29 protein-coding genes and 2 tRNA genes are annotated in these 24,015 nt (G+C 54.7%); 12 read left to right on the top strand and 19 right to left on the bottom strand.

Features of this window, described 5'->3' with window-relative positions; all coding sequences use genetic code 11:
- Positions 1-29: 29 nt before the first annotated feature.
- Positions 30-1,049 (bottom strand): hypothetical protein, encoded by a 1,020-nt coding sequence (locus L0666_RS05335; protein ID WP_235259278.1) that lies wholly within the window; start codon positions 1,047-1,049, stop codon positions 30-32.
- Between the two features lie 96 nt (positions 1,050-1,145).
- Here L0666_RS05335 and L0666_RS05330 point away from each other — a divergent pair, with 96 nt between their 5' ends.
- The 4 genes from L0666_RS05330 (at position 1,146) to L0666_RS05315 (ending at position 4,485) form a co-directional block, all read left to right on the top strand.
- Positions 1,146-1,685, top strand: a complete 540-nt coding sequence (locus L0666_RS05330; RefSeq protein ID WP_235259277.1) for a hypothetical protein — start codon at positions 1,146-1,148, stop codon at positions 1,683-1,685.
- A gap of 170 nt (positions 1,686-1,855) precedes the next feature.
- Entirely contained in the window at positions 1,856-2,065 is a 210-nt protein-coding gene (locus L0666_RS17385; protein ID WP_216036464.1) for a 4Fe-4S dicluster domain-containing protein, read from the top strand.
- Between the two features lie 3 nt (positions 2,066-2,068).
- Positions 2,069-2,740 (top strand): ferric reductase-like transmembrane domain-containing protein, encoded by a 672-nt coding sequence (locus L0666_RS05320; protein ID WP_235259275.1) that lies wholly within the window; start codon positions 2,069-2,071, stop codon positions 2,738-2,740.
- The gene (locus L0666_RS05315) at positions 2,737-4,485 is read left to right on the top strand and encodes an FAD-binding protein (protein ID WP_235259274.1); all 1,749 of its coding nucleotides are present in this window, start codon (positions 2,737-2,739) and stop codon (positions 4,483-4,485) included. Before L0666_RS05320 ends, L0666_RS05315 begins: the two co-directional genes overlap by 4 nt.
- Positions 4,486-4,540: 55 nt before the next feature.
- Here L0666_RS05315 and L0666_RS05310 read toward each other — a convergent pair.
- Positions 4,541-4,624 (bottom strand) — tRNA-Tyr (locus L0666_RS05310).
- Between the two features lie 149 nt (positions 4,625-4,773).
- On the opposite strand from L0666_RS05310, the gene L0666_RS05305 reads away from it, so the two are divergent.
- From L0666_RS05305 to L0666_RS05285, 5 genes are all read left to right on the top strand, one after another.
- Positions 4,774-5,613: an SRPBCC family protein gene (locus L0666_RS05305; protein ID WP_235259273.1), complete on the top strand. Its 840-nt coding sequence runs from the start codon at positions 4,774-4,776 to the stop codon at positions 5,611-5,613.
- A 77-nt stretch (positions 5,614-5,690) separates the two neighbouring features.
- Positions 5,691-6,476 carry a 23S rRNA (guanosine(2251)-2'-O)-methyltransferase RlmB gene (rlmB, locus tag L0666_RS05300; RefSeq protein WP_235259272.1) on the top strand — a complete coding sequence of 262 codons (786 nt, stop codon included), beginning with the start codon at positions 5,691-5,693 and terminating at the stop codon, positions 6,474-6,476.
- Positions 6,477-6,491: 15 nt separating this feature from the next.
- On the top strand, positions 6,492-6,803 hold the full coding sequence (locus tag L0666_RS17380; protein ID WP_235259271.1) for a hypothetical protein: 312 nt from the start codon (positions 6,492-6,494) through the stop codon (positions 6,801-6,803).
- A 103-nt stretch (positions 6,804-6,906) separates the two neighbouring features.
- A complete protein-coding gene (locus L0666_RS05290; protein ID WP_235259270.1) occupies positions 6,907-7,362 on the top strand; it encodes a YHS domain-containing (seleno)protein in 456 nt (151 codons plus the stop codon).
- A gap of 170 nt (positions 7,363-7,532) precedes the next feature.
- Positions 7,533-7,997, top strand: coding sequence for a CoA-binding protein (locus tag L0666_RS05285; protein WP_235259269.1), 465 nt, complete (start codon positions 7,533-7,535; stop codon positions 7,995-7,997).
- Here the strand turns inward: L0666_RS05285 and L0666_RS05280 are convergent.
- Genes L0666_RS05280 through L0666_RS05265 form a run of 4 tightly spaced genes read right to left on the bottom strand, consistent with a single transcriptional unit; the run spans position 7,994 to position 9,843 of the window.
- Entirely contained in the window at positions 7,994-8,284 is a 291-nt protein-coding gene (locus L0666_RS05280) for a Dabb family protein (protein ID WP_216036471.1), read from the bottom strand. The two genes, L0666_RS05285 and L0666_RS05280, sit on opposite strands and share 4 nt — an antisense overlap.
- Complete coding sequence (locus L0666_RS05275) at positions 8,281-8,583, bottom strand: phosphoribosyl-ATP diphosphatase (protein ID WP_235259268.1); 303 nt, start codon at positions 8,581-8,583, stop codon at positions 8,281-8,283. The genes L0666_RS05280 and L0666_RS05275 overlap by 4 nt, the downstream gene beginning before the upstream one ends.
- 1 nt (position 8,584) lies before the next feature.
- Positions 8,585-9,343, bottom strand: a complete 759-nt coding sequence (hisF, locus tag L0666_RS05270) for an imidazole glycerol phosphate synthase subunit HisF (RefSeq protein WP_235259267.1) — start codon at positions 9,341-9,343, stop codon at positions 8,585-8,587.
- 41 nt (positions 9,344-9,384) lie between these two features.
- Positions 9,385-9,843 carry a DUF2867 domain-containing protein gene (locus L0666_RS05265; RefSeq protein ID WP_235259266.1) on the bottom strand — a complete coding sequence of 153 codons (459 nt, stop codon included), beginning with the start codon at positions 9,841-9,843 and terminating at the stop codon, positions 9,385-9,387.
- Between the two features lie 153 nt (positions 9,844-9,996).
- On the opposite strand from L0666_RS05265, the gene L0666_RS05260 reads away from it, so the two are divergent.
- Positions 9,997-10,443, top strand: a complete 447-nt coding sequence (locus tag L0666_RS05260) for a DUF302 domain-containing protein (RefSeq protein WP_235259265.1) — start codon at positions 9,997-9,999, stop codon at positions 10,441-10,443.
- Here L0666_RS05260 and L0666_RS05255 read toward each other — a convergent pair.
- Both L0666_RS05255 and hisA read right to left on the bottom strand, forming a co-directional pair.
- Positions 10,440-11,801, bottom strand: coding sequence for a Hint domain-containing protein (locus tag L0666_RS05255; RefSeq protein ID WP_235259264.1), 1,362 nt, complete (start codon positions 11,799-11,801; stop codon positions 10,440-10,442). The genes L0666_RS05260 and L0666_RS05255 overlap by 4 nt on opposite strands.
- Before the next feature lie 116 nt (positions 11,802-11,917).
- Entirely contained in the window at positions 11,918-12,634 is a 717-nt protein-coding gene (gene hisA / locus L0666_RS05250; RefSeq protein ID WP_235259263.1) for a 1-(5-phosphoribosyl)-5-[(5-phosphoribosylamino)methylideneamino]imidazole-4-carboxamide isomerase, read from the bottom strand.
- A gap of 160 nt (positions 12,635-12,794) precedes the next feature.
- Here hisA and L0666_RS05245 point away from each other — a divergent pair, with 160 nt between their 5' ends.
- Positions 12,795-13,181: a DUF2147 domain-containing protein gene (locus L0666_RS05245; RefSeq protein WP_235259262.1), complete on the top strand. Its 387-nt coding sequence runs from the start codon at positions 12,795-12,797 to the stop codon at positions 13,179-13,181.
- Between the two features lie 80 nt (positions 13,182-13,261).
- Here L0666_RS05245 and hisH read toward each other — a convergent pair whose 3' ends face one another.
- From hisH to L0666_RS05230, 3 genes are all read right to left on the bottom strand, one after another.
- A complete protein-coding gene (gene hisH / locus L0666_RS05240; protein WP_235259261.1) occupies positions 13,262-13,900 on the bottom strand; it encodes an imidazole glycerol phosphate synthase subunit HisH in 639 nt (212 codons plus the stop codon).
- 4 nt (positions 13,901-13,904) lie between these two features.
- Positions 13,905-14,492 (bottom strand): imidazoleglycerol-phosphate dehydratase HisB, encoded by a 588-nt coding sequence (gene hisB, locus L0666_RS05235; RefSeq protein WP_235259260.1) that lies wholly within the window; start codon positions 14,490-14,492, stop codon positions 13,905-13,907.
- A gap of 61 nt (positions 14,493-14,553) precedes the next feature.
- Positions 14,554-15,243 carry a tetratricopeptide repeat protein gene (locus tag L0666_RS05230; RefSeq protein ID WP_235259259.1) on the bottom strand — a complete coding sequence of 230 codons (690 nt, stop codon included), beginning with the start codon at positions 15,241-15,243 and terminating at the stop codon, positions 14,554-14,556.
- Positions 15,244-15,364: 121 nt separating this feature from the next.
- On the opposite strand from L0666_RS05230, the gene L0666_RS05225 reads away from it, so the two are divergent.
- Positions 15,365-15,958: a GNAT family N-acetyltransferase gene (locus tag L0666_RS05225; RefSeq protein WP_235259258.1), complete on the top strand. Its 594-nt coding sequence runs from the start codon at positions 15,365-15,367 to the stop codon at positions 15,956-15,958.
- Positions 15,959-16,046: 88 nt separating this feature from the next.
- On the opposite strand, the gene L0666_RS05220 is transcribed toward L0666_RS05225, so the two are convergent.
- The 8 genes from L0666_RS05220 to pyc all read right to left on the bottom strand — a co-directional run bounded on the left by L0666_RS05220 (position 16,047) and on the right by pyc (position 23,980).
- Positions 16,047-16,121 (bottom strand) — tRNA-Gly (locus tag L0666_RS05220).
- 95 nt (positions 16,122-16,216) lie between these two features.
- Positions 16,217-16,594: an MAPEG family protein gene (locus L0666_RS05215; protein ID WP_235259257.1), complete on the bottom strand. Its 378-nt coding sequence runs from the start codon at positions 16,592-16,594 to the stop codon at positions 16,217-16,219.
- 90 nt (positions 16,595-16,684) lie between these two features.
- Positions 16,685-17,497, bottom strand: a complete 813-nt coding sequence (locus L0666_RS05210; RefSeq protein ID WP_235259256.1) for a DUF481 domain-containing protein — start codon at positions 17,495-17,497, stop codon at positions 16,685-16,687.
- Between the two features lie 464 nt (positions 17,498-17,961).
- Entirely contained in the window at positions 17,962-18,462 is a 501-nt protein-coding gene (locus L0666_RS05205) for a DUF2314 domain-containing protein (protein WP_235259255.1), read from the bottom strand.
- A gap of 63 nt (positions 18,463-18,525) precedes the next feature.
- On the bottom strand, positions 18,526-18,912 hold the full coding sequence (locus L0666_RS05200; RefSeq protein ID WP_235259254.1) for a VOC family protein: 387 nt from the start codon (positions 18,910-18,912) through the stop codon (positions 18,526-18,528).
- A complete protein-coding gene (locus L0666_RS05195) occupies positions 18,909-19,970 on the bottom strand; it encodes a zinc-binding dehydrogenase (protein ID WP_235259253.1) in 1,062 nt (353 codons plus the stop codon). Before L0666_RS05195 ends, L0666_RS05200 begins: the two co-directional genes overlap by 4 nt.
- 69 nt (positions 19,971-20,039) lie before the next feature.
- A complete protein-coding gene (locus tag L0666_RS05190) occupies positions 20,040-20,534 on the bottom strand; it encodes a hypothetical protein (protein ID WP_235259252.1) in 495 nt (164 codons plus the stop codon).
- A gap of 2 nt (positions 20,535-20,536) precedes the next feature.
- Positions 20,537-23,980, bottom strand: coding sequence for a pyruvate carboxylase (pyc, locus tag L0666_RS05185; RefSeq protein WP_235259251.1), 3,444 nt, complete (start codon positions 23,978-23,980; stop codon positions 20,537-20,539).
- Between the last annotated feature and the right edge of the window lie 35 nt (positions 23,981-24,015).

Here is a 24,015-nt window from a genome sequence, read left to right as displayed (position 1 = left end):
GTCTTTGCGCTCGATCAAATAAAACAGCCTTAGCGCATCCAGAAGCCTTCGCGCTTGATACGGTTGCGTAACTGGCGTTCGCGTGGGGGTAGGTCGTTTCGGTCAAACAAGTCGCGAACTTTTTGGCCGCGCTTTTGGTAGATCATCCGCTTGAACGGATCATACTGCTTGAGCCACTTTTTCACTTTGTTGGGCGCTGTGACGTCTTCTAGTGCTGTCACAACAGCATCGGCCTCACGGGCATAAAGCAAGGGCAGCAGACGGTAATGACAGGTGAGGTCCCCATCAAGTCCGGCCAGATCGTCACCTGGACGGCCGCCGCCAAAACTATGGATCACAAGCGGCAGCGTGACTTGGTCGAGCCACGGATCAAGGGATTGCAGCACAAGTTCTTCTGGGCGGTTGTCGCGTGTTTCAACGGCCCAATCGCGCCAACGCGCGCCAAATGTGGGCGCATCATGACCCGTCACCCAGCCCGCGTTGAAGTAAAGGTAATGTTCCCAATACTCATCCGGCTGATCTAGGTCGAGCGTGCTCTCGAAATCCAGATCGTAACGGTCATAAAGTGATTTCCAGATCGCAGAATAGCCCGGCCAGTAAAGTTCTTCTTCGGGCCAAGTTCCGGTGCGCCGCATAGAGGCTGATGGACGGGTGAAATCTGTCGCCAGCTTACCAATATCGCCAACAATCAAAGTGTCGCTATCAAGGAACAGAAAATTCCGCCCTTCTGGCATCGCACAAAGCGCTTCGATTTTGTTGCCGTGCGGGTAGCTTTCCCCGAACGCAGTATTCTCGAACGGCAAGATAACTGCGCCAAGGTCGGTCAACGCACCTTTGATATCGCCTGCCATGGTTGGGTCTTTGTCCCAAAGCGGTCCCGCTTGGGGTTCGGCCACGTAAAGTGTGCCAGAAAAACTCGGCGCTTTTTCTTTTAGAGAGGCCGCGAGCAAAAGGCATTCATACTGTAGGCGTCCAGACTGTCCGACGATAACGATGTCAAAGTCCGATGACAGCTGTTCCGCCGCCTTGGAAGATTTCTTTTTCGCCATTTTGCTTGCCTGTGTGCTCTTTAGGGGCAGTATAGGGGTGCTACAGCCCCCAAGGGAAGGGCCGAATGCCGCATATTTTTTGCATTGGAGACCTGAATGATTGATCTATTTTTACCGCTCATTATCGGGCTAGGGGTCGGAATTGAGCCGCCTCAGCCTACACAAACTGAAACCGCCGCTGCCTCAACGCCTGCTGTAGAAGAGGTTTTGCCGCTGGCCCTTGGGTCTGGTGATGATCTGAACGCGGATCGCGAACCAGAACCACAAATCCCAACAGGCAAATACACAACCGCCATCGAAATCCGCGCGATCCTCAGCATGACCAAAAACAACTGGGTCGGGGTGCGCGAATACGAGGGGCAGGATTTGGTCTACTTCAGCCACCTTATGGCGTGGCGCTGTGGCCTTTGGGATATCCGATACGGGATCAACGGAGAGCCTGCGACGAACGTGATGCCTATGGAGCCGTGTAATCTGGACTACGCCCAACCCAATGTGATGATCGATCTGGACAACTACCGACCCTACGTTGCCTTTCCGCTGGGGTCGGTTGAAAGCGTCTACGTCGAAATTGTTTACGATGACGGTACCGAAGATTTCGCCCAGTTTGATCGCAACGAAATCCGCATTCCCTAAACGTCGGCAACATTTATAAAAGACAACCCGCTCAGACATTCTGGGCGGGTTGTTTGCGTTAGATCAACGAAGGCCTAAGCGCAGCACGATACCTACGACGGAGAGCCACGGCTTAATCGTAGTAGAATTGATCGCCCCATTGGGGCGTCTCTTTGTATCGGAGATAATCGATGACTATCAAAAGTATTAACGGATGCATTGGGTGTCAGGAATGCGTGAAATCCTGCCCCTGCGATGTCATTCGAATGGAGCACGGCAAAGCGGTGATCGCATATCCCGCCGACTGCCAAATTTGCCATTTGTGCCGAATGTATTGCCCCGTCGACGCCATCGAGATGTCGCCGGAAAAATCCATCCCTGTCATTGTGCCGTGGGGGTAAGTCATGAAATTCAGCGCCCAAACCTATGCCATCCTTTCTGCTCTCGCCGTATTCGTCGGCCTGCCGTTATTATTTTATGCTCTCGGTGATGCGCCGCGGCGTACTCTGCTCAAAGAGGGCATTTCGCTGATTACTTTGCTGGCGTTCACCATGATGCTTGGCCAATTCTTTCTCGCGCGCAGCAATGAAACCTTGCTGAGCCTCTTCAAGCCGCTGCAAATCCAGAAGGTCCACAAGGTCATCGCCTATTCGGCCATTACCATCATCTTTGTGCATCCGGTTCTGATCGTTCTGCCGCGTTACTTTGAGGGCGGGATCAAGCCATGGGATGCATTCGTCACTTTGATTACGGATTTCGGAAACCCCGGTATCGTTCTTGGTCTGATCGCTTGGGTCGTGATGGTGGTTCTTGGTGTAACAGTCTTCTTTCGTAGAAAGCTGATCCCACATTTCAAGCTCAAATACCGCGGCTGGCGCTATTTCCATGGCGGGCTTGCCGTCGCGTTTACCGTGCTTGCGTTGTGGCACTCGATTGCGCTGGGTCGACACACCGACCTGGCTATGTCCGTCTTCTTCATCATTCTTGCCATCTTGGGCTTTGCCATGCTGGCCCACATGTATTGGGGCGTGCGTTCGCCCAAACCGAAACCCGTTTCCAAGGGAGCCACATCATGACCGCGCCGACTGAAAAACCCGCACCAAACCGTCGTGAATTCCTTGCGTTGTCTGGTGCAACGGCTGGGGCTGCTTCACTCGGGATGGCCGCTTGGGGGCAGAACTTCGTTGAAGTCGACGTCGATGCGATTACCAACACCGACTTCGCCACTGACGTTCTGGTCATAGGCGGCGGGATGGCAGGCTTGTTTGCTGCGGTTAAGGCCCATGATGCAGGGGCATCCACGATGATCGTATCAAAAGGGCGACTTGGATCATCTGGGCTTACGCCGTTCGGGAAGGGGTTCTTTGTCTTTGACACAGACGTTGAAACCGACACGATTGATGACTTCGTCGATACGGTGTCGCGGTCAGCGCTGGGCACGAGCAACCCAGCCTACACCCGCCAGATGGCCGAACATTCAATGGCACGCGCGGCTGACCTTCGAGAGTGGGGGTATTTTGATCAGACGCTGTCCAATCGCCCTTTTATGAAACCGATCGAAGATCGCGACATTCCGCTGTTGGAACGGGTGCACGTAACCCACCTGATCAAAGAAGATGGCAAGATTGCAGGTGCGGCAGGCTTTCGAAACGACGCTGAAGAAACTGTCACAATCCGCGCGAAGTCGGTGATCTTGTGCACGGGGGCAGGTGGATTCAAACCCAACGGCTTCCCATTGGGTGATCTGACCCATGACGGCACGATCATGGCTTATGAAATCGGTGCAAAAGTCACGGGCAAGGAATGGAACGACGGGCATATGACACGTTCGGACAATCCCGCCGCCTGTTATGACGGCTGGGGCGATATGTTTGAACGGGTGCCTTCTACCAATGGCGTAGAAGTGCACCACGACCTTGGCGTGGATTTGAACTACACGGCCTATATGACTGGCAACCCCGTTGCAGGTGGTCCGGGCGCACAACCAAGTGATGGCGACACCATAGAGGTCGAAGGCGGCCCGCAGACCCCGGAGGAATTCCAGCGCGATTTTGGCGCCCCTGGCGGGGACGGCGAAGGCGGTGGCCCGTCCTCTGGCGAGGGTGGCGCGCCAGGTGCTCCGCCTCCGGGATTTGAGCCAAGCGCCAATGTTGGCGGTGCTTCGGCGGGTATGGCCATCCATAAGTCCGAGGGCTTGGTGCCGTTTGATGATCGCTGTGCATCAAACATTGCTGGGCTTTATGCGGCAGGGGACGCGCTGGGCAGCCATATGTCTGGCGGTATCTATACACAGGTCGGATCATCGCTCACAGGGTCCGCAGTGCAAGGTGCAATCGCGGGCGAAGCGGCGGCGGAATACGCCGAAACTGCGGACACGCCTGTTATTCAAGACGTACGGATTTCTGAAATAGTAGACGAAATCCTTGCGCCTCTACGGCTTGACGCGGGTTATGGCCCCGCTTGGGTCACGCAAACTCTGCAGGGGATCATGATTCCCAACTTCGTCCTATATATCAAGAAAGCGTCCATGATGACGGCCGCATTGGCCTACGTCGAGGAGCTTCGCGATCACCATGTGCCGATGCTAAGGGCGGCCAACATGCATGAGCTGCGACTGGCCCATGAGACCCGCAATATGATCCTAAGCGCTGAAATGAAAATGCGCGCGTCCCTAATGCGCACCGAGAGCCGCGGCAGCCACTACAGGTTGGATTATCCGGATATGGATGACGTGAACTGGCGCGCGTGGATTAACATCTACCAAGGCACAGACGGGTCAATGCAGCTTGAAAAACAACCGTTTGATACGTGGCCCACATAGCGGCCACGTCGCCGATTGGCGATATTTACCGGTGATCGTCGTTGGTGTGAGGTAGTGGTGGGCGACCCTGGAATCGAACCAGGCGTGCGTCTCCGCGAGGGAGTTACAGTCCCCTGCCACACCTTGCGGCCTGTCGCCCACTGGCGGCGTCAATAGCTGCGGCCCCAATGCGCGTCAACTGCAAAACGGACGGAAAATGAGTGTGTTTGAAAGTTCCGTGTTTCTGCCACGGCGACGCCTTAGTTTCTGACTATGAAAAGGCAGGTTTTAACGTCCCGAGGTGTCGTCATGAAATTTGCAAAGATATTCGCCGCAGTCGCCGCGCTAATGCTTCTCGCCATCATCTTGATGGTTGTCACAGATTTGATCTGGGGTGCTGTCGCTTTGGCCATAGGAAATGCTCTTGGGTTGCCGTGGCTGAATGGAATAAGTGGAATATGGGTCTTTGCGGCGCTGATTTTCGTTCTTCCCAAGCAATACATCTGGGGCAAGATTGCAAAGATGATCGGCTTTGATGGCCCCTATGTGTGCCACGCGACGTTGGATATTGATGCAAGCGTCGCCGAAGTCTGGGACGAGGTCCGCCTGCGTCCGCGTGACGATTACTATCAACCAACAATGAAACGCATTACTGCAGTCGCCGGCGAACCGAACCGCTTTGATCTTCATGTTGATGAACGTCTGACGGCGGATGGTGACATCCCAATGCGCATCGAGGCTGTCATTGAAGAGAAGGTTGAAAATTTTTATTTGCGGTTGGGGTACCTGAATGCAGAGACTCTGCCGCTTTTTGGCAAAGATTTGGTTTCGACTGAAATCTGGATGGAACGCGAGGCAGGTAAGACCCGTATCACATACGCCGAGAATCTGTCCCAACTTACCCTGACAACGGCATTGGCGTTCCTGTTTCTCAATCCAGCAAAGGATGGATTGAAACAATTGAAATCACGTTGTGAGGGCACGCCTGACACATCATGGATGGGTAAAACCATGCGAGGGGTCGGCCCCAACGGTGAGGTGGACTCACAAACTCAAGGCACCATGACGGCTGTTCTGGCGTCGGTCTTGATTGTGACGACGCTTATGGTGGCTGGTGTTATGTGGTTTGTGATGTCGTTGCCGACCTGAAAGTATCGTCTGCGCCGCGCTCCCTTGCGCCAAACCATGCCAAGCGCTAGGGCAGGGCCATCACAAAGGAGCACACCGTGAAAAAACCTCAGTGGGTCGTCGATAAGGAACGCGATAAGCGCGCCGCAGCCAACCATACCGTTTGGCTGTTTGGCCTGCATGCGGTCCGAGATGCGTTGCAAAACCCTGACCGTGAAAAACTGCGGCTTGTGGTAACGCGCAATGCGTTGGACCGTTTGGGTGATGCTGTGACTCCAGGTGAAAACGGCTGTCCAGAACCGGAAATGTCGGATCCGCGGAAATTTGCGGCCCCCATTGATCCCCAATCTGTGCACCAAGGTGTCGCCCTAGAAGTTAAGCCACTTGATTGGGGCAAAATCGCAGATCGCTGCATGGGTGACGGGGTTCGCCCGCCACGCGTAGTGTTGCTGGATCGCGTGACGGACCCGCATAACGTTGGCGCTATTTTGCGGTCGGCCGAAGTATTTGGCGCACAGGCAGTTGTGGCCATGTCACGCCATGCGGCGCCAGAAACCGGAGCCTTGGCGAAAACAGCTAGCGGTGCCATGGAACGCCAACCTTACCTACGTGTGCGTAATCTGGCAGATGCCATCGTAGAACTTCAGGGAATGGGGTATCTGGTGCTAGGCTTGGATGGCGAAGCAGAAGGCACGATTGAAGCGGCTGTTGAGGGTAAACGCGACCGTGCAATCGCGCTTGTGCTAGGGGCCGAAGGCCCGGGACTGCGTGAGAAAACAAAAGAAACATGCGATGCTTTGGTCAAGATCGACTTTGCCGGCGAATTCGGGTCACTAAACGTGTCAAACGCCGCTGCCGTCGCCCTTTATGCGAGCCGTGGCTAAGGGTCGGAATTAGTTATGCCTGTCCGTAAAATAGCAACCTGTTGTTACTGTGGGACCCGCGCCGCGTTGGTCCTCGCGGAGGAAGGGCGCCATGAATTAAGCTGCTCCAGCTGTGGCGCACCGCTTCACGACCTCAAAATGTTACCAAAACGGGCTGTGCACACCCGTTCAGCCAGTTCTGTGAAATCACAACGAACGGCTAAAACGACCCATCCTAAGCAGCCGCATCCTCGCCCCCGAAAGGTGGAAAAGCGAAGGAAACGCAAAGGCTTATGGTATGAAATAGCAGAAGAGATTTGGGACGAAATCGAAGATATTTTTGATTGAAACAATTGCTCTCGCTTGGTCACGAGGAGGCGAGGTGGGTTCTTTTGGTGCGTCGAATGCGCCAAATATGATCCAACGCAATTGATTTGATTGGAGGTTTGCGATGCTGACCCGACGCACACTTTTGGCCGCAACGGCCGCTGCACCTTTGGCTGTTTTGTTTAACCGCCCCGCCATGGCGGCAGAACCTGAAGTCTTTTCCGATGGTGGGCTTGCAATTCGCGGCGCTGACCCTGTCGCATATTTCACCCAAGGCGCGCCCGCGCAGGGTGACCCCGCCTATTCAGTGATGTGGCGTGGAACAACATGGCAGTTCGCCTCTGTGGGGAACATGGAACTGTTCATGGCCAACCCCGAAACCTACGCGCCGCAATACGGTGGTTACTGCGCCTTTGCGATGTCAAAAGGTTCGATCGCATCTTCCGTGCCCGAGGCGTGGACCGTGCATGATGGCAAACTGTACCTCAACTACTCGGTTAATGTGCGCCAAGTGTGGTCCGAAGACATTCCCGGAAATATTGAGCTCGCGAACGGCTATTGGCCCACGATCTTGGGCTAGATCACGTTTTCATGATCTGTTCTTCTTTTTCGCATTAACGCTCCTATATCAAAGTCAGGAAACGAAGACTGGAACCCTTCGTTTCGTCTCACTGTCCCTCGTTCCGCACTTGCGCCCGCACTTTGATGCGGGCGCTTTTTTGTTTGAAAAAACAGAGTTAGGGTAGCCACATGTATAGCGATGATCATCTGAGAGACGTCCTGCAACGCGCTAAAACAGTGGCCGTGGTCGGCGTGTCGGCAAACCAAGTGCGCCCGAGCTATTTCGTTGCGCGTTACCTCAAACGACGGGGGTTGCGTGTCGTGCCGGTGAATCCGGGGCTGGCGGGGCAGGAGTTGTTTGGAGAGACCGTTTACGGATCACTGAACGATATTCCCTTTGATGTGGATTTCGTTGATATCTTTCGCCGTTCGGATGCCGTGTCAGCCATCGTGGATGAGGCATTGGCAAAATGGCCAAACCTACAAACGATCTGGATGCAAATCGGCGTTGAACACGCCGAGGCTGCAGCAAAAGCGGAGGCGCGCGGTGTGACCGTCATCCAGAACCGCTGTCCGAAGATCGAGTATCAAAGATTGTTTGGTGAATTGCGCATGGGTGGGTTTGCCACCGGCGTCATTTCGTCAAAGCTTTAATCGAGCCGTAAATCTGCAGCCACGCGAATATCGCGCAGTGGGCGAACAAGGCGGATGCTTTCTGCATAAAGCGGATGTGCTTTGTACGCCGCGAGGGCCTCTTCGTCTTTGATATCGGCCATGACCACGAAGTCAGGGTGGGGGCCAGGAATCTCATCAAGGTTTAGGTTGCGATGCACCGCGAAGCTTTCGGCGTGAGGGTTGTCTTTCAAAACCCAAAGGCCTGCTTCGATGGTATCAAGATCATTGGGATCAATGGCTGAGAAAAAGGCGATATGGCGGATCATCGGCTCGCCTTTTCTGCTATGCCGGATTGGGCGGTGCGATTTGCCAATTCCGCTTCGATATCATTGAGCGTTACGCCGTGCGCCGCGCACATGACCAACAGGTGATACATCACGTCCGCGGCTTCAGATGTCAGTCGGGCTTTGTCGCCTTTAGTGGCTTCAATAATGGCTTCCACGGCTTCTTCGCCGAATTTCTCGGCGGCTTTGTCTGGGTTCGCCAATAGCTTAGCCGTCCAGCTTTCGCTTGGGTCAGCGCCAACACGGGCTGCAATCGTCTGAGCGAGGTCTTTTACCGACATATCAGGGCCTTACCGGAACGCCAGCGGCAGCCATATGCGCCTTGGCTTGTGGGATCGTGTAGGTGCCGAAGTGGAAAATCGAGGCGGCCAAAACAGCGGATGCGCCGCCTATGGTGACACCTTCGACAAGGTGGTCAAGCGTGCCGACACCACCCGACGCGATGACGGGAATGTTGACTGCATCGGTGACAGCTTTTGTCAGTTCCAGATTAAAACCCGACTTCGTACCGTCGTTGTCCATCGCCGTTAGCAGGATTTCCCCGGCGCCTTTGGCTTCGGCGGTTAGGGCGAATTCTACGGCATCAATGCCCGTGGCACGGCGGCCACCGTGGGTAAAGATTTCCCATTTTCCTGGGGCCACGGTTTTGGCATCTATAGCGCAAACGATGCACTGGGACCCGAACCGCAACGCAGCCTCGGTCAGCACATCAGGATTGGCCACAGCCGCCGAGTTAAACGAAACCTTATCCGCCCCCGCCAACAACAGTTTGCGCACGTCTTCATGGGTGCGCACGCCGCCACCGATTGTCAGCGGCATAAAGCAGGCTTCAGCCGTGCGTGTCGCCAAATCGTACATGGTGCCACGGTTTTCTTCGGTCGCCATGATGTCGAGGAAACACAGTTCGTCTGCACCGGCCTCGTTATAAGCAATCGCGCTTTCAACGGGGTCGCCAGCGTCCACGATATCAACGAAATTCACGCCTTTGACCACGCGGCCATTTGCGACGTCCAGACAGGGGATAATGCGGGTTTTTAACATGGCGCTGGTGTAAGGCCTTTGGTGTGAAAGGAAAAGGGGGCTTACCCCGCGCGGGATACGCGGCGCAGGGCATTTCGTGCAATCAAGATATGAAACGGCAGAATCGCCGTAAGATAGAGCTTCCCGCCCCAATTGTGTGGTGACACCCAAGTTGCAAGGCTCACACGGCCGTCCTTGGACAAAACAGAGACACGAAAGTTCAGGTGTTTGTCGTTGAAGCCCGCGATAACCTCCTGAGCCGTTTCGCTTTCTATCGGAAAAATGCCTGCTTTGTCGTCGGCCTCTGGGCCGTCATTGTCGAGCCCAAATGGGGCTGTCACGATGCCTCGGATTACCAATAGGAACCGCGCCCAGCTTGGAAAGTCTGTAATAATATCAGACGCCTGACGGGGCGGTATGTTTGATGCCACGGAGTAGCAATCGAGAAAGTCCCCAGTTCTGCAACGGGCGTGAAGCGCACTTTCGGTGGGAAGGTCAATTTTGTGAACACGGTTGGTCATCAGCTTTGTCCTAGAAGGTAACTCAACTGGAGTGTTGCCGCGTTCAGAGCGGTGGGCAATCGTCCAAAACGCCGCGGCTTTCGTGCTCTCACGCAACCGTGAGTGTTGCCGCACATGGCTTGCTTCTAGTCTGTCTCCAGAAGGAGATCACACATGAAAAATTATGTTCTTACGACCGCCGCAGTTCTTGGATTGGCAGTTCAGCCTTTGATGGCGGAAACCGTAGAAAAGACGAGTACTTTGAACGTGGAAGACGCGATGGACGCCTTGGAAAATGCTGTGACGAATGCAGGCGCAACTGTTTTTGCACGCGTCGATCACGCACAAGGCGCAGTGTCTATTGAGCAGGAACTGCCCGATGCGCAGTTGTTGATTTTCGGCAATCCTATGATTGGCACCCCCGTCATGCAGCAAGATTTACGCGCGGGACTGGTCCTGCCGCTACATGTGCTGATCTACGACAATAGTGGTGTAACCACGATCCGATTTGAGGATGCAGGCTCATTGTTTGAAGGTTTGGATGTGGCCCCAGACGCCCCATTTATTGAACGGATCAATGGAGCGTTGAATGGTTTGACCAATCAGGCCACAGGCGGCTAAGCCACCAAAAGGCGGCCTTCCTTGACCGACAAGGACGGTCGTGCTGGCGGTCCCCAAGCCTGTGGTGCCGTTTTTAGGTCTGGAAAGACGTCGAATATCTCGCGGCGGGCCTGTGCGCTTATGCCTGATTTACTGACGTCGCCTGCGTGCAGCGTTTCTGTGACAAGGCCGTTGGAGGTAATCAAATGGTGCGCCTTCAGCCCCAGATGAATATAGCGCACGTCTTGCGCGGTATTGGCACGCAGGATGGTGCTGTCGTTGACCAATGCTTTGGCTGGGACAAGAACTTCTTCTTCGCCAAACAGCATTTGCGCTTTCCAAGAGTTCACCAGAATGCGGTGTTGTGGAGAAACCGTAAGGTCTACAGCAGGCACCCCATCCGAAATGGATCCGGCGCGAATTGTAATCGGGCGATGATCGATTGCGGGGTTGTGCAACATTGTGTCGGCAATAATCTGGATGGGTTGCGGGCCAGCATCTGCGGTCAAGATCAGGTCACCCTGTTCAAGATCAGTGATTGATCGCTGGCCAAATGGCGTATCAATCAGCGTGTTTTCAGCGAAACAAAGGATCACACCGTCATCAAACGTAATGACGCCCACGTCCTCATTGATGTGGTTCACTTCTGTATTGGCGGACTGTTCTTCCTGAAAAAAGAGACCAATATTTGTTGACCCGTCTCCACCGTCAATCATGATGGCGCCAGGGTCACCGCCATTCATGGTTTGGGTGTCGGCAACAGAAATCGGGGTACTGAAAGTGCCGCCCAGCCCGACGGTGTCGGTGCTTTCATCGACCCCACTTTGGACGATGGCACCGATGCCACCCTCTACGGCGATGTAACCGACGGTTTCTGCGCCGTGGTCATCTGCTTCGGCTTCTTCCTCTTGCAAGGAAACAGTGAAATCGCTGTTCGTGATGTTCCACGCGTCACTGTCCACTGTCGTGGTGTCGTTCTCGGACATCACTGATGTCATCACGACAGGTGCATCTGTGTACGTACCCTGTAGATCGACAGTCGAATTTCCTGAGGTAGCTGAGGTTATGCCGGCTTCGATGACCCGACCATCTGGCAGGGTATGAACCCCTTCTTCGATAGCGAGGAAGTTAAACGTCTCTACCGCAGTATGTGGCCCGTCGAGATATTCCCACTCTTCTACGATGAATGTGAAACCTGTGGCGTCTCCGTTCGCGTCTGTTTGGATGTCTGTAATTCGAAACGTATAGGCGTTACCGCCATTGTTGGTGCCGGTCATGACGATGACGGGATCAGTCAGCGCCTGATCAAAGGTGACCATAATCGGCGCATTCTCCGTTGGAGAATTCGTCGTGATCGAACCTGCTTCACCTATTGCCATGCTGACACCGTTACCAGAATATCCTAATGTTTCTTAGTCGGATATTATGGAAGCGGATCGACCAATTTAAGGTGAATTTGGAAGATTATATGTCAGGAATGCGATATTAAGCGTTGCTAAGCGAGGGTTTTGAGCGCCTGCTTTAGATCAATGGCACCATCATACAAGGCACGACCAGAAATCGCACCCGAAATCACGCCAGTCGCTTTGAGCGCCTCAAGATCAGCCATGGACGACACGCCACCAGACGCAATGACTGGAATATCGACGGCGCGGGCCAAGGCTTCGGTGGCGGCGATATTGGGGCCCTTCATGGCGCCATCACGCAAGATATCAGTGTAGATGATCGCCGAAATGCCCGCGTCTTCGAACGACTTGGCAAGGTCCGTGACCTGCACATCAGTCTCTTCGGCCCAGCCTTTGGTCGCGACAAACCCGTTGCGCGCATCAAGGCCAACAGCCACGTGACCGGGGAATTCTTTAGCGGCTTCGCGCACGAGGTCAGGATTTTCCACTGCCACAGTGCCAAGGATCACGCGCTGTAGACCGCGATCAATCCAGCGCTCGATGGTCTTCATGTCACGAATGCCGCCACCAAGTTGTGCGGGCACCTTACAGGCCTTCAAGATGGCTTCAACCGGTGCGGCGTTTACAGGTTCGCCTGCAAAGGCACCGTTCAAGTCAACCAAATGTAGCCATTCACAACCGGCCTCAACGAACTCAAGCGCCTGCGCAGCAGGGTCGTCGTTGAACACTGTGGTTTGGTCCATGTCCCCATGCACCAGTCGCACGGCTTGTCCGTCTTTGAGGTCGATAGCAGGGTAGAGGATCATAGCAGTGCCTTTCACGTGTTTGGCCGCTTTATGCACGGGTGAGCAGGGGATGCAACGCACGGTGCGCTTAAGCACAGACCTGTTGCGACCCTACGTTATCCTTGATCTGAATCGCCCAAGCCCTGCAAACTGCGTCCAATCTCAGGGAGGAGATATCAATATGAAGACTATCGCACTTACATTAGCGGCGACGCTGGGTTTCGCTGGCGCAGCGTTTGCTGATCCGCTGGAAGGCAACTGGCGCACACCTGCGGACGACAATGGCAACTCTGGCATCGTAAACGTGGCACCGTGTGGCGCGGCGCTTTGCGGCACGCTGACACAGGCATTCGACGGCAACGGTGCCGCAATGCAATCCGCAAATATTGGCCGTCAGATCATCTTTGATACGACACCAAGCGGCGGTGGCGAATACCGTGGTCAGGTTTGGTCGCCTGATCGTGACAAGACCTACAACTCGCGCTTGCAGTTGAACGGTAACACCTTGTCCGTATCTGGTTGTGTTCTGGGTATCTGTCGAGATGGCGGCACGTGGACACGCAACTAAGGCATCACATTAAGGTCAATCTGCAGTGATTTGATAATAATTACGAAAGCCGCGTTTGGAGCGATCCGAGCGCGGCTTTTCTATGGTGCCCATTTCAGGAAGTTTGCAATCATCCGCAAGCCAGCGTCTTGGCTTTTTTCAGGGTGGAATTGCATCCCGATGATGTTGTCATGACCAACGATCGCAGTGATGTCGCCAGCGTAATCACAATGGGCCAAACGTTGCGTTGGGTCGCCCATTTGCATAGCCCATGAGTGAACGAAATAGGCGTGATCGCCCGTCGCAATTCCGTCCAAAACCGGGTGCGGTATGTCGATTACAAGATCATTCCAACCCATGTGTGGCACGGGGAAGGTTGGATCACTTGGTGTGATCTTTCGGATCTCGGCGTCAATCCAACCAAACCCGGGTGTTTCTTCATACTCAAAACCGCGTTTGGCCATCATCTGCATGCCAACACAAATGCCAAGGAAAGGCACGGCGCGGCGCTCGACCGCTTCTACGATGGCTTCGGCCAGACCCGAAATCCCGTGCAATTCGTCCTGACAATGGGGGAACGCGCCATCACCGGGTAAGACGATACGGGACGCGCGACGCACCACATCAGGGTCGCCGGTGACAACCACGTCGCCCGCGTCGGTTTCCTGCGCCATGCGTTCAAACGCTTTTTGGGCGGAATGAAGATTGCCGCTGTCGTAGTCGATCAGAACCGTTGTCATGGGGTTACAGCGCGCCTTTAGTAGACGGGATCGCATCCGATTTACGCGGATCGAATTCTACCGCAACCCGCAACGCACGCGCCACGGATTTAAACGCAGCTTCTACGATGTGGTGGCTGTTAAAGCCGTGCAAACGGTCGATGTGTAACGTGATGCCGCCGTGTGTGGCGAGCGCTTGAAAGAACTCGCGTACCAACTCGGTGTCAAACGTGCCGATCTTGGCGGTAGGAATATCCAAGTTACAGATCAAATAGGGGCGTGCGGAGAGATCAAGCGCGCAGCGGATCTGTGCGTCGTCCATTGCCAGGTGGCAATCACCATACCGGTTGATGCCACGCTTATCACCCAAAGCTTCGACCAAAGCTTGGCCAATCGCAATGCCCACATCCTCGACCGTGTGGTGGTCATCGATGTGCAAATCGCCCGTGGCGCGCACTGTCATGTCAATTAGGCTGTGACGGGACAGCTGATCCAGCATGTGATCAAAGAAACCAACGCCCGTTTGGTTGTCATAGACCCCAGTTCCATCGAGGTTTAGTTCCACAGAAATATCTGTTTCGGCGGTCTTCCGGCTGATTGTTGCCTTGCGCATAATTTCAGTCCCTTAGGTTTGCGCCCTTATAGGCCGCGTTTGACCCGTCGGGCAACCGCCATCAGATGGCTTGCAACAGGCGGGTTTTACGGCGGTTTTCTTGTTTGGTCGCATTCGTGATTGTGCTGAGGTGATCTTTGGCTGCTTCTGTCTTGCCGTGCTCCATCAAGAACTCGGCGAGGTCCATAATAAGCGCAGGACGCCCTCCTGATACCTTGATCGCGCGTTTGAACCACGCTTCGGCACGTGCATCTCCGGCTTGGGCCAGCGTTTTGGCCATAACCCGCATCGGCGCAGGTGAATTCGGTGCGTCCTTGGACCATTCATGAGCGGCCTGAACAGCCCCCATATGGTTGTCTGTTGCGCTATGTGCACGAATCCTTAGCCCATACATGCGCGAACGATGACGGGCATCTAGAGGGCGCCCCTTGAGCGCGGCCAAGGCCTGTGCCGGTTTGTCATTCAGCATGTGCAACGTGGCCGCCAAGCATCCTTGCGGGTCGTCAGCCAGCGGTAAAGCAATTTCTGCAACATCAGGGCGTTCAGCAGCGATGCAGCATTCCACAAAGACGGCCGCGATCTGTGGGTCGGCACAGACATCCGTGTTGTCACGGATCGCTTCGAACCCAATTCTTGGGCGTTGGCGATACTCATCCAGCTTTTTGCGCACCTCTTGGATGTCAGGCCCTTGATCGGGGTTGAATGTCGCGTCTGGTTTGGCGTCTGATACGTGCAACGTCGCAATAGGCATGTCGTGTCCTGCTCGGTTCATTGTTTCCTGTCACTGAACAAATCGTTTCGGTGTGACGGGAATGGGGCAGGAGTTTGGTTATTGGCGGGTAATGGTTTGAGCAGAATAAGGACGCACCGCAATGAAATCTGAATTTTTAGATGTGCCGCAAGGCAAAGTCGCCGCAGTGGTTACGCATTTACAGATGTTTGAAAAGCCCGCCGAACGGCCGACCCACTTCGGGGGCGCGACATTGATCGCCCACGACACACCTGACCTTGATTGGTATCGCGATCTGTACACACGTGTCGGCGGACAGGACTGGCTGTGGTTTTCGCGGCTTGGGATGAGTGACGATGAATTGGTAGCGATTCTGAATGATCCGGCAAACCAAATCTATTCTGCGAATGTTGATGGCCGCGATGTTGGGATGCTTGAGTTGGACTTTCGGATCACTGGTGAATGCGAGATCGGTTATTTCGGACTAACAGCGGACATGGTCGGAACGGGGGCAGGGCGCTGGTTGATGGAGCAGGCCCTGAGCAAGGCATGGGCCGCGCCGATCACGCGGCTGCACGTTCACACTTGTACGTTGGACAGCCCGCAAGCACTGCCGTTCTACGTCCGAAGCGGTTTCAAAGCCTTTAAGCGCGAAATCGAAATTGCGGATGACCCAAGGCTCGTGGGTGCTTTGCCAAAAGACAGCGCACCGCAATTGCCGATCATCCCTGAATAATCAAAATCTGAAGGGTTCAGAGGCACCAAAGCAAAAAGGCCACCCGAGGGCGGCCTTTGCACTTCCAGCTGGGTAAACTGGATCGAAATGGAGCGGGCGAGGCGATTCGAACGCCCGACCCTAACCTTGGCAAGGTTATGCTCTACCCCTGAGCTACGCCCGCACCGTTTCGTGAGGCAGCATTTACAAAGTCATGCGGGACCCCGCAAGAGGAAAAAACGCAATTCTTGAACCTTTTTGTAAAAGCTTGGAAAAACCTCAGAAAACAAGAAAGATCAGAGCCAAAATACTCAGGAGATAAGACGTCAGCGTCAGCATCATTCCTGTTTGACGCATCACCATGATGGGCGGGGAGGTCGAAAAACCGTACCCATGTACCATCCGGCCCGCCAAAAGTGTCACGCCGATAAGGTGCAAAAGGAGCGCATAGCCGTTTTGAAGTTCGACCAGTGCCATCAGAAGTAACCCAAAGGGCGCATATTCCGCACAATTGGCCTGCGCACGCATGCGTTTCATCAGGCTTTTGTTCCCATGGTCCCCAAGGCCAATCTGATGAGCGCGACGGAACAAGATAACCCGAGCACTAAGAGCGATGAAAACGATGGCGACGAGTGCGGCATATAAGCCAGTAATCATGGAGATCTCCGATCAATAGGGGTGCCCCAAACATGAAAGAGGCGGCTGCTTGATGCAACCGCCTCTTCCTGCAAACACGTGTTGCCTAGTTTAGAAGTTGTAAACGAGGGAAACGCCGTATGTGTTGTCAGTGCTAGCAAGGCCAGCGTCTGGCTCTGTGTGATATTCTGTTACCAAGGATGTACGCAGCGCGAGAACTTCAGTCATCGCGACGTTCAAGCCCAAGTCGTTGTAGACCACAGTGTCGCTGTCAGATGAGATGATGTCTGTATCCATCGTCAATGCCAGCGTTTCGTTCAGCTGATTGGAATACGCGGACCCGATTGTGATCGCGCCTTCGTCCAGATCATCAGCAGAAGTCAGGTCAGCAACGCGGTAACCAACACCACCTTGAACGGCCCAGTATGTCTGATCTGTGTCGTAGATGCGGTAACCGACACCGAAGCCGAGGAAGTTGTCGGATGTGTCGAAAGGAATGCTTTCGACGCTACCTTGCAATGTTGCAAAGCCGTAGTAGGACGTGCCGAGGTCACGTGTGTATTCCAGATCGTACAGCAGGCTGTCTTCGTCTGTTGTGCCTTCATTTTCGGAGAATAGGTAGCTCAGCTGAGCGGTGTAGCCGTTTGTGCCATCGTAATAGCCGAAGTCAGCGCCGATGCCGATGGAGGAGCTGTCTGTGTTGCCGGACGTAGCAGACCCTTGCAAGGACATGGAGCCTTCAAAGCCCAATGCGCGGCCTGTGTTGCCGAACGTGCTGACATCGCGGTCAAAGTCATCTGCGATGTTCTCGGCCAGCTGTTCGTTGCGTGTATCAACGGCGCTGTCGCCGAATGTTTGGGCTGTCGCGCCAGTCGCAAGAATGGACAGTGCTGTGCCCGCGAAGAAGAGGGTCGTATTTTTCATTGTTTTCGTTCCTTCAATGCTTTGTTGCGCACGGGAGAGGTGCGCTGAGTAGGAGACCTATGAGCCACCTGAGAGAGAAACGAGGGGGAAAAGAAACCGTTCCATAACATTCCCATTTTTGTGAACGCGTTGTGATTTTTCGAGAGCGTGATGGATGTCTGAAGGGGGCTGTTTGGCTGTTCAAATTTTTGGGCGAGATTGTATTAAAATGAATTATTTACATTGGGTTATGTGGATACATCGCCGTTAGGGAACCTCGCGTGTAGGCGGGTTTTTGCCAGGCATCTGGTCAAAAAATGTGCACTTTGGACGAACAAGAATAGGCGGATTAGCTCCACCTTTTTGGGGGCGGTCGGCGGAATGTGACTTGTTGTTTTCACCTGCCGCCACGGAAGTTAAAAAATTCCACACCGAAGATGGCGGCAAGTCAGATTCTTGGCCCCCTTTTCGGCGACGGTCGATCGCTACCAATCCGTGGGGACGGGATTTTTTGTCAGCGCTGCATTCAATTCGGCAGCTGTTGCAGCATCAAGATGTGGCAACATTACACGCGTCGTAAAATTGCCGTAGATCTGCCCGTTCGGCGCTGGGAGCGACCAGTCGCGCACCATCGAGATGTCAAAGTCCACTCGATCTCCCGCGTTGAGGTTGCCTAAGAAGTTTGGCTGGTTGGCCAAAAGCCCCATCATGAGCTGATCGCCATCCCACAAAAACGGTGCGACCCAAATCACCTCTGCATCATTGCCTCCTAAGTCAAAGGCGACCTTCACCGCAGACCCCTCGAGGCCGTAACCATCTGAGTCCGTTCCATTCACCAGAAAAAGGGGCAGGGACTCACGGGCGACCTCTTGTGCTTCACTCATTGCGGTATCGTCGGTCGCAAAATTCGTGATCGGGTCGCCTTCTTGGGTGAGCGCGACATTCGGTGCTGCCAATAAAAGACCGGCGATTAGGAAGCGCAGCATATGATAACCTTTCAATCTGGAATTGAAGTATGCTTAAGCAGCGTATCTTTTTGCAATAGGCGTCTACGAGAACTCGATTAAATCCCACCGGTTGCCGAAAGGATCGTTGAAAACCGCTACGGTGCCATAGGGTTCATGGCGTGGCTGTTCTTCGAATACGATGCCGTTGGTTGTGAACGCGGCGTGGTCGCGCCCGAAATCATCCGTCTCGAGTATCAACCAAACACGTCCGCCGCCTTGGTTGCCAATGGCCGCGACCTGTTCTGGCGTCGAAGCCTTTGCGATCAGGAACGCGGTTTCTGCACCTTGCGGCGCCACTTTGACCCAGCGCTTGCCGCCGCCATGATCGGAGTCTTCTAAAAGATCAAACCCTAATTGGCCGACAAAGAATGCTATCCCTGCTTCATAATCGGGTACGAGGATTGATAGTGTCGACAGTCGTTTGCTCATTGTGGGACCCTTAAGGCGATTTTCCCGACGTGGGCTTTGGCCGCGAATGCGTCTTGTGCGGCGTGGATGTCCTGCAAATCATAAGTAGCCGCAATTGCAGGGCGCAGCTTTCCAGCTTGCACATAGCCGATCAAATCGGAAAACACTGACGCGGGTTGGTAAGTGCTGCCAAACAACGTCAGATCGTTCAGGTAAAGCGTGCGCAGGTCGAGTTCGACCATAGGTCCCGCAATCGCGCCGGACGTTACATAGCGCCCGCCACGCTTCAGGCACTCCAAAAGAGCAGGCCAAGAGGGGCCACCGACAAGGTCGATAACGACGTCAAAGTGGTGCTTGGGCAGCACTGGGTCACGCTCAACTGTGTGCTTTGCACCGAGAGCGCGAACGGCGTCGGCTTTGATGTCTTGTGTCATGGCCGTGACGTCAGCCCCTCGCAAGGCGGCAAGCTGAACCGCCGCGGCCCCAACACCGCCGGACGCACCCGTTATCAGCACGGTTTCCGCCCCGACCGATGCGCGCTGCAACATACCTTCTGCCGTGGAAAACGCGCAGGGGATCGTTGCCCATTCAAGATCGCTCAGGCTGTCATCAACGCGAAAGGCTTCGGCGTCATAGGTCTTGGTGTATTGGGCAAAACCGCCATTGTGTTCAGATCCAAAGGTATCCGTAACGAACGGCTGATTGCCTGATCCAGTGGATTGCATTGCCCGCACGATCACACGATCACCGATGCGGGCAGGGTCCACATCGGACCCGACGGCGACGATATAGCCGCAGCAATCGGCCCCTTGGATCAACGGGAAATTCAACGGTGTTCCGGCCCACCCCCCATCGTCGGCGTCCATATCACTAACCGCATCGGTCGCGCCTGTAACCGTTTTGGAATACCAGCCAATCCGCGTGTTGATATCGGTGTTATTTACAGCGGCCGCTGCGACCTTGATCACAACCTCATTGGAACCCGCAACGGGGACCGGAAGGTCATCCCGCCATTGCAGCATTTCAGGGCCACCGTGGCCAAGTGTGGCAACGCCGGACATTGTTTTAGGAAGTGTCATAGGATTGGCCTTTGGGTTGGGTACAGACATCACACATGTTTCGCCGCCGAGCAGCAAGCCCAATATTGGCTAGTTCCAGTTGTCGGGAACAGCCTGTTCAGTCAGGTTATACAACATCCGTCCGTCCTCGGTCACAGGACGCTGGGAATAAAGGCGGTATTGAACGACGGGGAAGCTCGAAAAATCGTTGAAAGACCAATCAAGGATTGCATCCGGCGAAAACGTTATCTCTTGCATGAACAGCGCGGTGTTTTCGGACAAAAAATTGGTTAGGACGGTTCCGCGCAACACAAGGTCGCTGTCTTTTTGTACGTTAAAGACGGTTTCGCGCGACGGGGCGCAATCAGGCGCAATAGTGCGGGGCAATTCCACGATCAGCGCAAGGCCGACGGTTTCTTTCCCATCCGCATCAAAGGCGTTGCGCAACATCAGCGGCACGGTGGTCTGTGCGCGAGATTGGGTGGCGCGATCATCAGCCGTTATGGCAGGTGAACACGCCGCCTGCGCCCCAGATGCAGTTGCGCAAACCAAGGCGATCAAAACCGCCGCCCTGGTCACGCGCATATTCACTCCAATTCAACGAGCAGGTCTTTGGCATCAATCTGCCCACCTGCCTGAACATGCACAGCTTTGATCACTGCGTCGCGTTCGGCGTGGATACCCGTTTCCATCTTCATCGCTTCGATGGTCAGCAACAGATCGCCTTCTTTGACCTCTTTGCCGACAGTCGCGGCTACCGTTGCCACAACACCCGGCATTGGCGCGCCAATATGGTTTTCGTTGCCAGCTTCCGCCTTAGGGCGCTGTTGGGTTGAAGACGTGACCGCACGGTTTGGCACACGGATCGTGCGCGGTTGACCGTTGAGTTCGAAGAAGACTTTTACTTCACCTTCTTCGGTGGTCTCGGACACGGCCTGTAGGCGGATTTCCAATGTCTTGCCGGGGTCGATCTCGGCTGAAATTTCTTCAGAAGGTTCCATACCATAGAAGAACGTCTTCGTCGGCAAGGTACGCACTGGGCCGTAGGTCTCGTGGCGTTCGGCATAATCGGTGTAGACCTTTGGGTACATCAGGTAGCCGTTGAGGTCTTCGTTATCGATCGTGGCGCCGTCCAGTTTTTCTGACAGTTCTTTACGAACAGCTTCCAGATCAACAGGTTTCAACGACTTGCCCGGACGTTCGAGGTTCGGCTTTTCGTCCTTTAGGACCTTTTTGATGATAGTGTCTGGGAACCCGCCCGGAGGCTGGCCCAAGTTGCCGCGCATCATGTCGATCACGGAGTCAGGGAAGGACACATCTGTCTCTGGGTCTTCGACCTGTTCGCGTGTCAGGTTTTGGCTGACCATCATCAACGCCATGTCGCCAACCACTTTGGAAGACGGCGTGACCTTTACGATATCGCCAAACATTTGGTTCACATCTGCATAGGTCTGGGCAACTTCGTGCCAGCGTTCTTCAAGACCCAAAGAACGCGCTTGTGCTTTAAGGTTGGTGAACTGACCGCCGGGCATTTCGTGGAGATACACTTCCGAAGCAGGGGCCTGCAGGCCGGACTCGAACGGTGCATAGTGGGCGCGAACCGTTTCCCAGTAGTTCGAGATCTCGCGGATTGCAGAAATATCCAAGCCCGTATCGCGTTCGGTGCCTTTTAGCCCCTCAACGATAGATCCCAGCGTCGGCTGGGATGTGTTGCCAGAGAAGCTGTCCATGGCCGCATCGATACAGTCAACACCCGCAGCCGATGCCGCGAGAACCGTGGCGATTGCAGCACCAGATGTGTCGTGCGTGTGGAAGTGTATCGGCAACCCGACTTCTTCTTTCAGCGCTTTGATCAAGGCTGTTGCCGTGTTGGCCTTCATCAAGCCTGCCATGTCCTTGAGGCCCAGCACGTGCGCGCCGGCTTTTTCCATCTCTTTAGCCATCGCGACATAGTATTTCAGGTCATATTTGGACTGGTCAGGGTCCATCATATCGCCTGTATAACAGATCGTGCCCTCGCAGACCTTTTCGGCCTTGATAACGGCATCCATCGCGACGCGCATGTTCTCAACCCAGTTGAGGCTGTCGAAGACGCGGAACACGTCAACGCCGGACGTGGCGGCTTGGCGCACGAATTCTTGAACGACGTTGTCAGGATAGTTGGTATAGCCAACCCCGTTGGACGCACGCAAAAGCATCTGCGTCATGATGTTTGGCATCTTTTCACGGATGTCGCGTAGGCGCTGCCATGGGCATTCCTGCAAGAACCGGTAGGCCACATCAAACGTCGCACCGCCCCAGCATTCCATGGAGAACAAGCCAGACATGTTTGCTGCATAAGTCGGCGCAACGCGGATCATATCCACGGACCGCATACGGGTCGCGAGCAAGGACTGGTGACCGTCGCGCATAGTTGTATCGGTGATCAACAGTTGTTTCTGATCACGCATCCAGTCCGCCACGGCCTCGGGCCCGAACTGGTCAAGGATCTGACGTGTGCCTGGTGTATTGTCTTTGGAGCGCGGTTCTGGCGCCTTGGGTGGCAAAGCATCCGCACCCGGTTTGGCGCGGCCTTGCGTTTCAGGGTGCCCGTTGACCGTAATATCCGCGATGTAGGTTAGGATCTTAGTCGCACGGTCACGTCGCGCCTTGAAATTGAAGAGCTCCGGTGTCTCGTCGATGAACTTGGTGTGGTATTCGTAGTTCAAGAACGTCGGGTGTTTCAGGAGGTTCTCAACGAAAGCAATGTTTGTGCTGACGCCGCGGATGCGGAATTCACGCAAGGCGCGATCCATTCGGGCGATCGCAGCTTCGGGCGTAGGCGCCCATGCGGTCACTTTGGTCAACAAGCTGTCGTAGTAACGGGTGATAACTGCGCCGCTATAGGCCGTGCCGCCATCCAAACGAATGCCCATGCCGGTTGCCGTACGGTATGTTCCGATGCGGCCATAGTCTGGAATGAAATTGTTGGTTGGGTCTTCCGTGGTGACACGGGTCTGCAACGCATGACCATCCAGTTTGACGTCATACTGGGATGCACAGCCTGTGGCTTCGACCAAGGATTTGCCTTCGGCAATCTTGATCTGCGCCTGTACAATATCAATGCCGGTGACTTCTTCGGTGACGGTGTGTTCCACCTGAACGCGTGGGTTAACCTCAATGAAGTAAAACTCACCGCTGTCCATATCCATCAGGAATTCGACTGTACCGGCGCATTCGTAGTTCACGTGTTCGCAGATTTTCTTACCCAAGTTACATAGCTGTTCACGCTGGGTGCCAGACAGGTACGGGGCAGGGGCGCGTTCGATAACCTTTTGGTTGCGACGCTGAACAGAACAGTCGCGTTCCCACAGGTGGTAGATCGCGCCGTGGCTGTCGCCAAGGATCTGTACTTCTACGTGACGGGCCCGCACGATCATCTTTTCAAGGAAACCTGCGCCATTGCCGAATGCGGCTTCGGCCTCGCGGCGCCCTTCAAGAACCTTTTCTTCCAGCTCGTCCTCAGAATTGATGGCGCGCATACCGCGACCGCCGCCGCCCCATGACGCCTTAAGCATCAGCGGGTAGCCGACTTCAGCGGCCTGCTTTTTGATCTCGGCCATATCATCGCCAAGAACGTCAGTTGCCGGAATAACAGGGACGCCTGCGTCTACTGCAACATTACGCGCGCTGGCTTTGTCACCCAACATGCGCATGGTTTCGGCCTTTGGGCCGATGAACTTGATGTTGTTGGCTTCACATGCATCCACAAAATCAGGGTTCTCTGACAGCAGACCATAGCCCGGGTGGATCGCATCTGCGCCACACTCAAGCGCGACGCGAATGATTTCTTCAATGCTGAGGTAGGCAGCGACCGGACCCAAGCCCTCGCCGATACGGTAGGCTTCGTCTGCTTTGAAACGGTGCAGGCCTAGTTTGTCTTCTTCGGCAAAGACGGCGACCGTCTTTTTACCCATCTCGTTAGCGGCCCGCATGATGCGGATGGCGATTTCACCCCGGTTTGCGATCAGGATTTTCTTAAAGTCGGCCATTCTTGGGTCCTCTATTTTGCACGTGCAGCAATAAA

This window comes from Octadecabacter algicola (assembly GCF_021532625.1).
GTDB lineage: Bacteria > Pseudomonadota > Alphaproteobacteria > Rhodobacterales > Rhodobacteraceae > Octadecabacter > Octadecabacter algicola.
The sequence above is the reverse complement of the archived record's forward strand: the minus strand, read 5'-3'. Positions and strand labels throughout refer to the sequence as shown.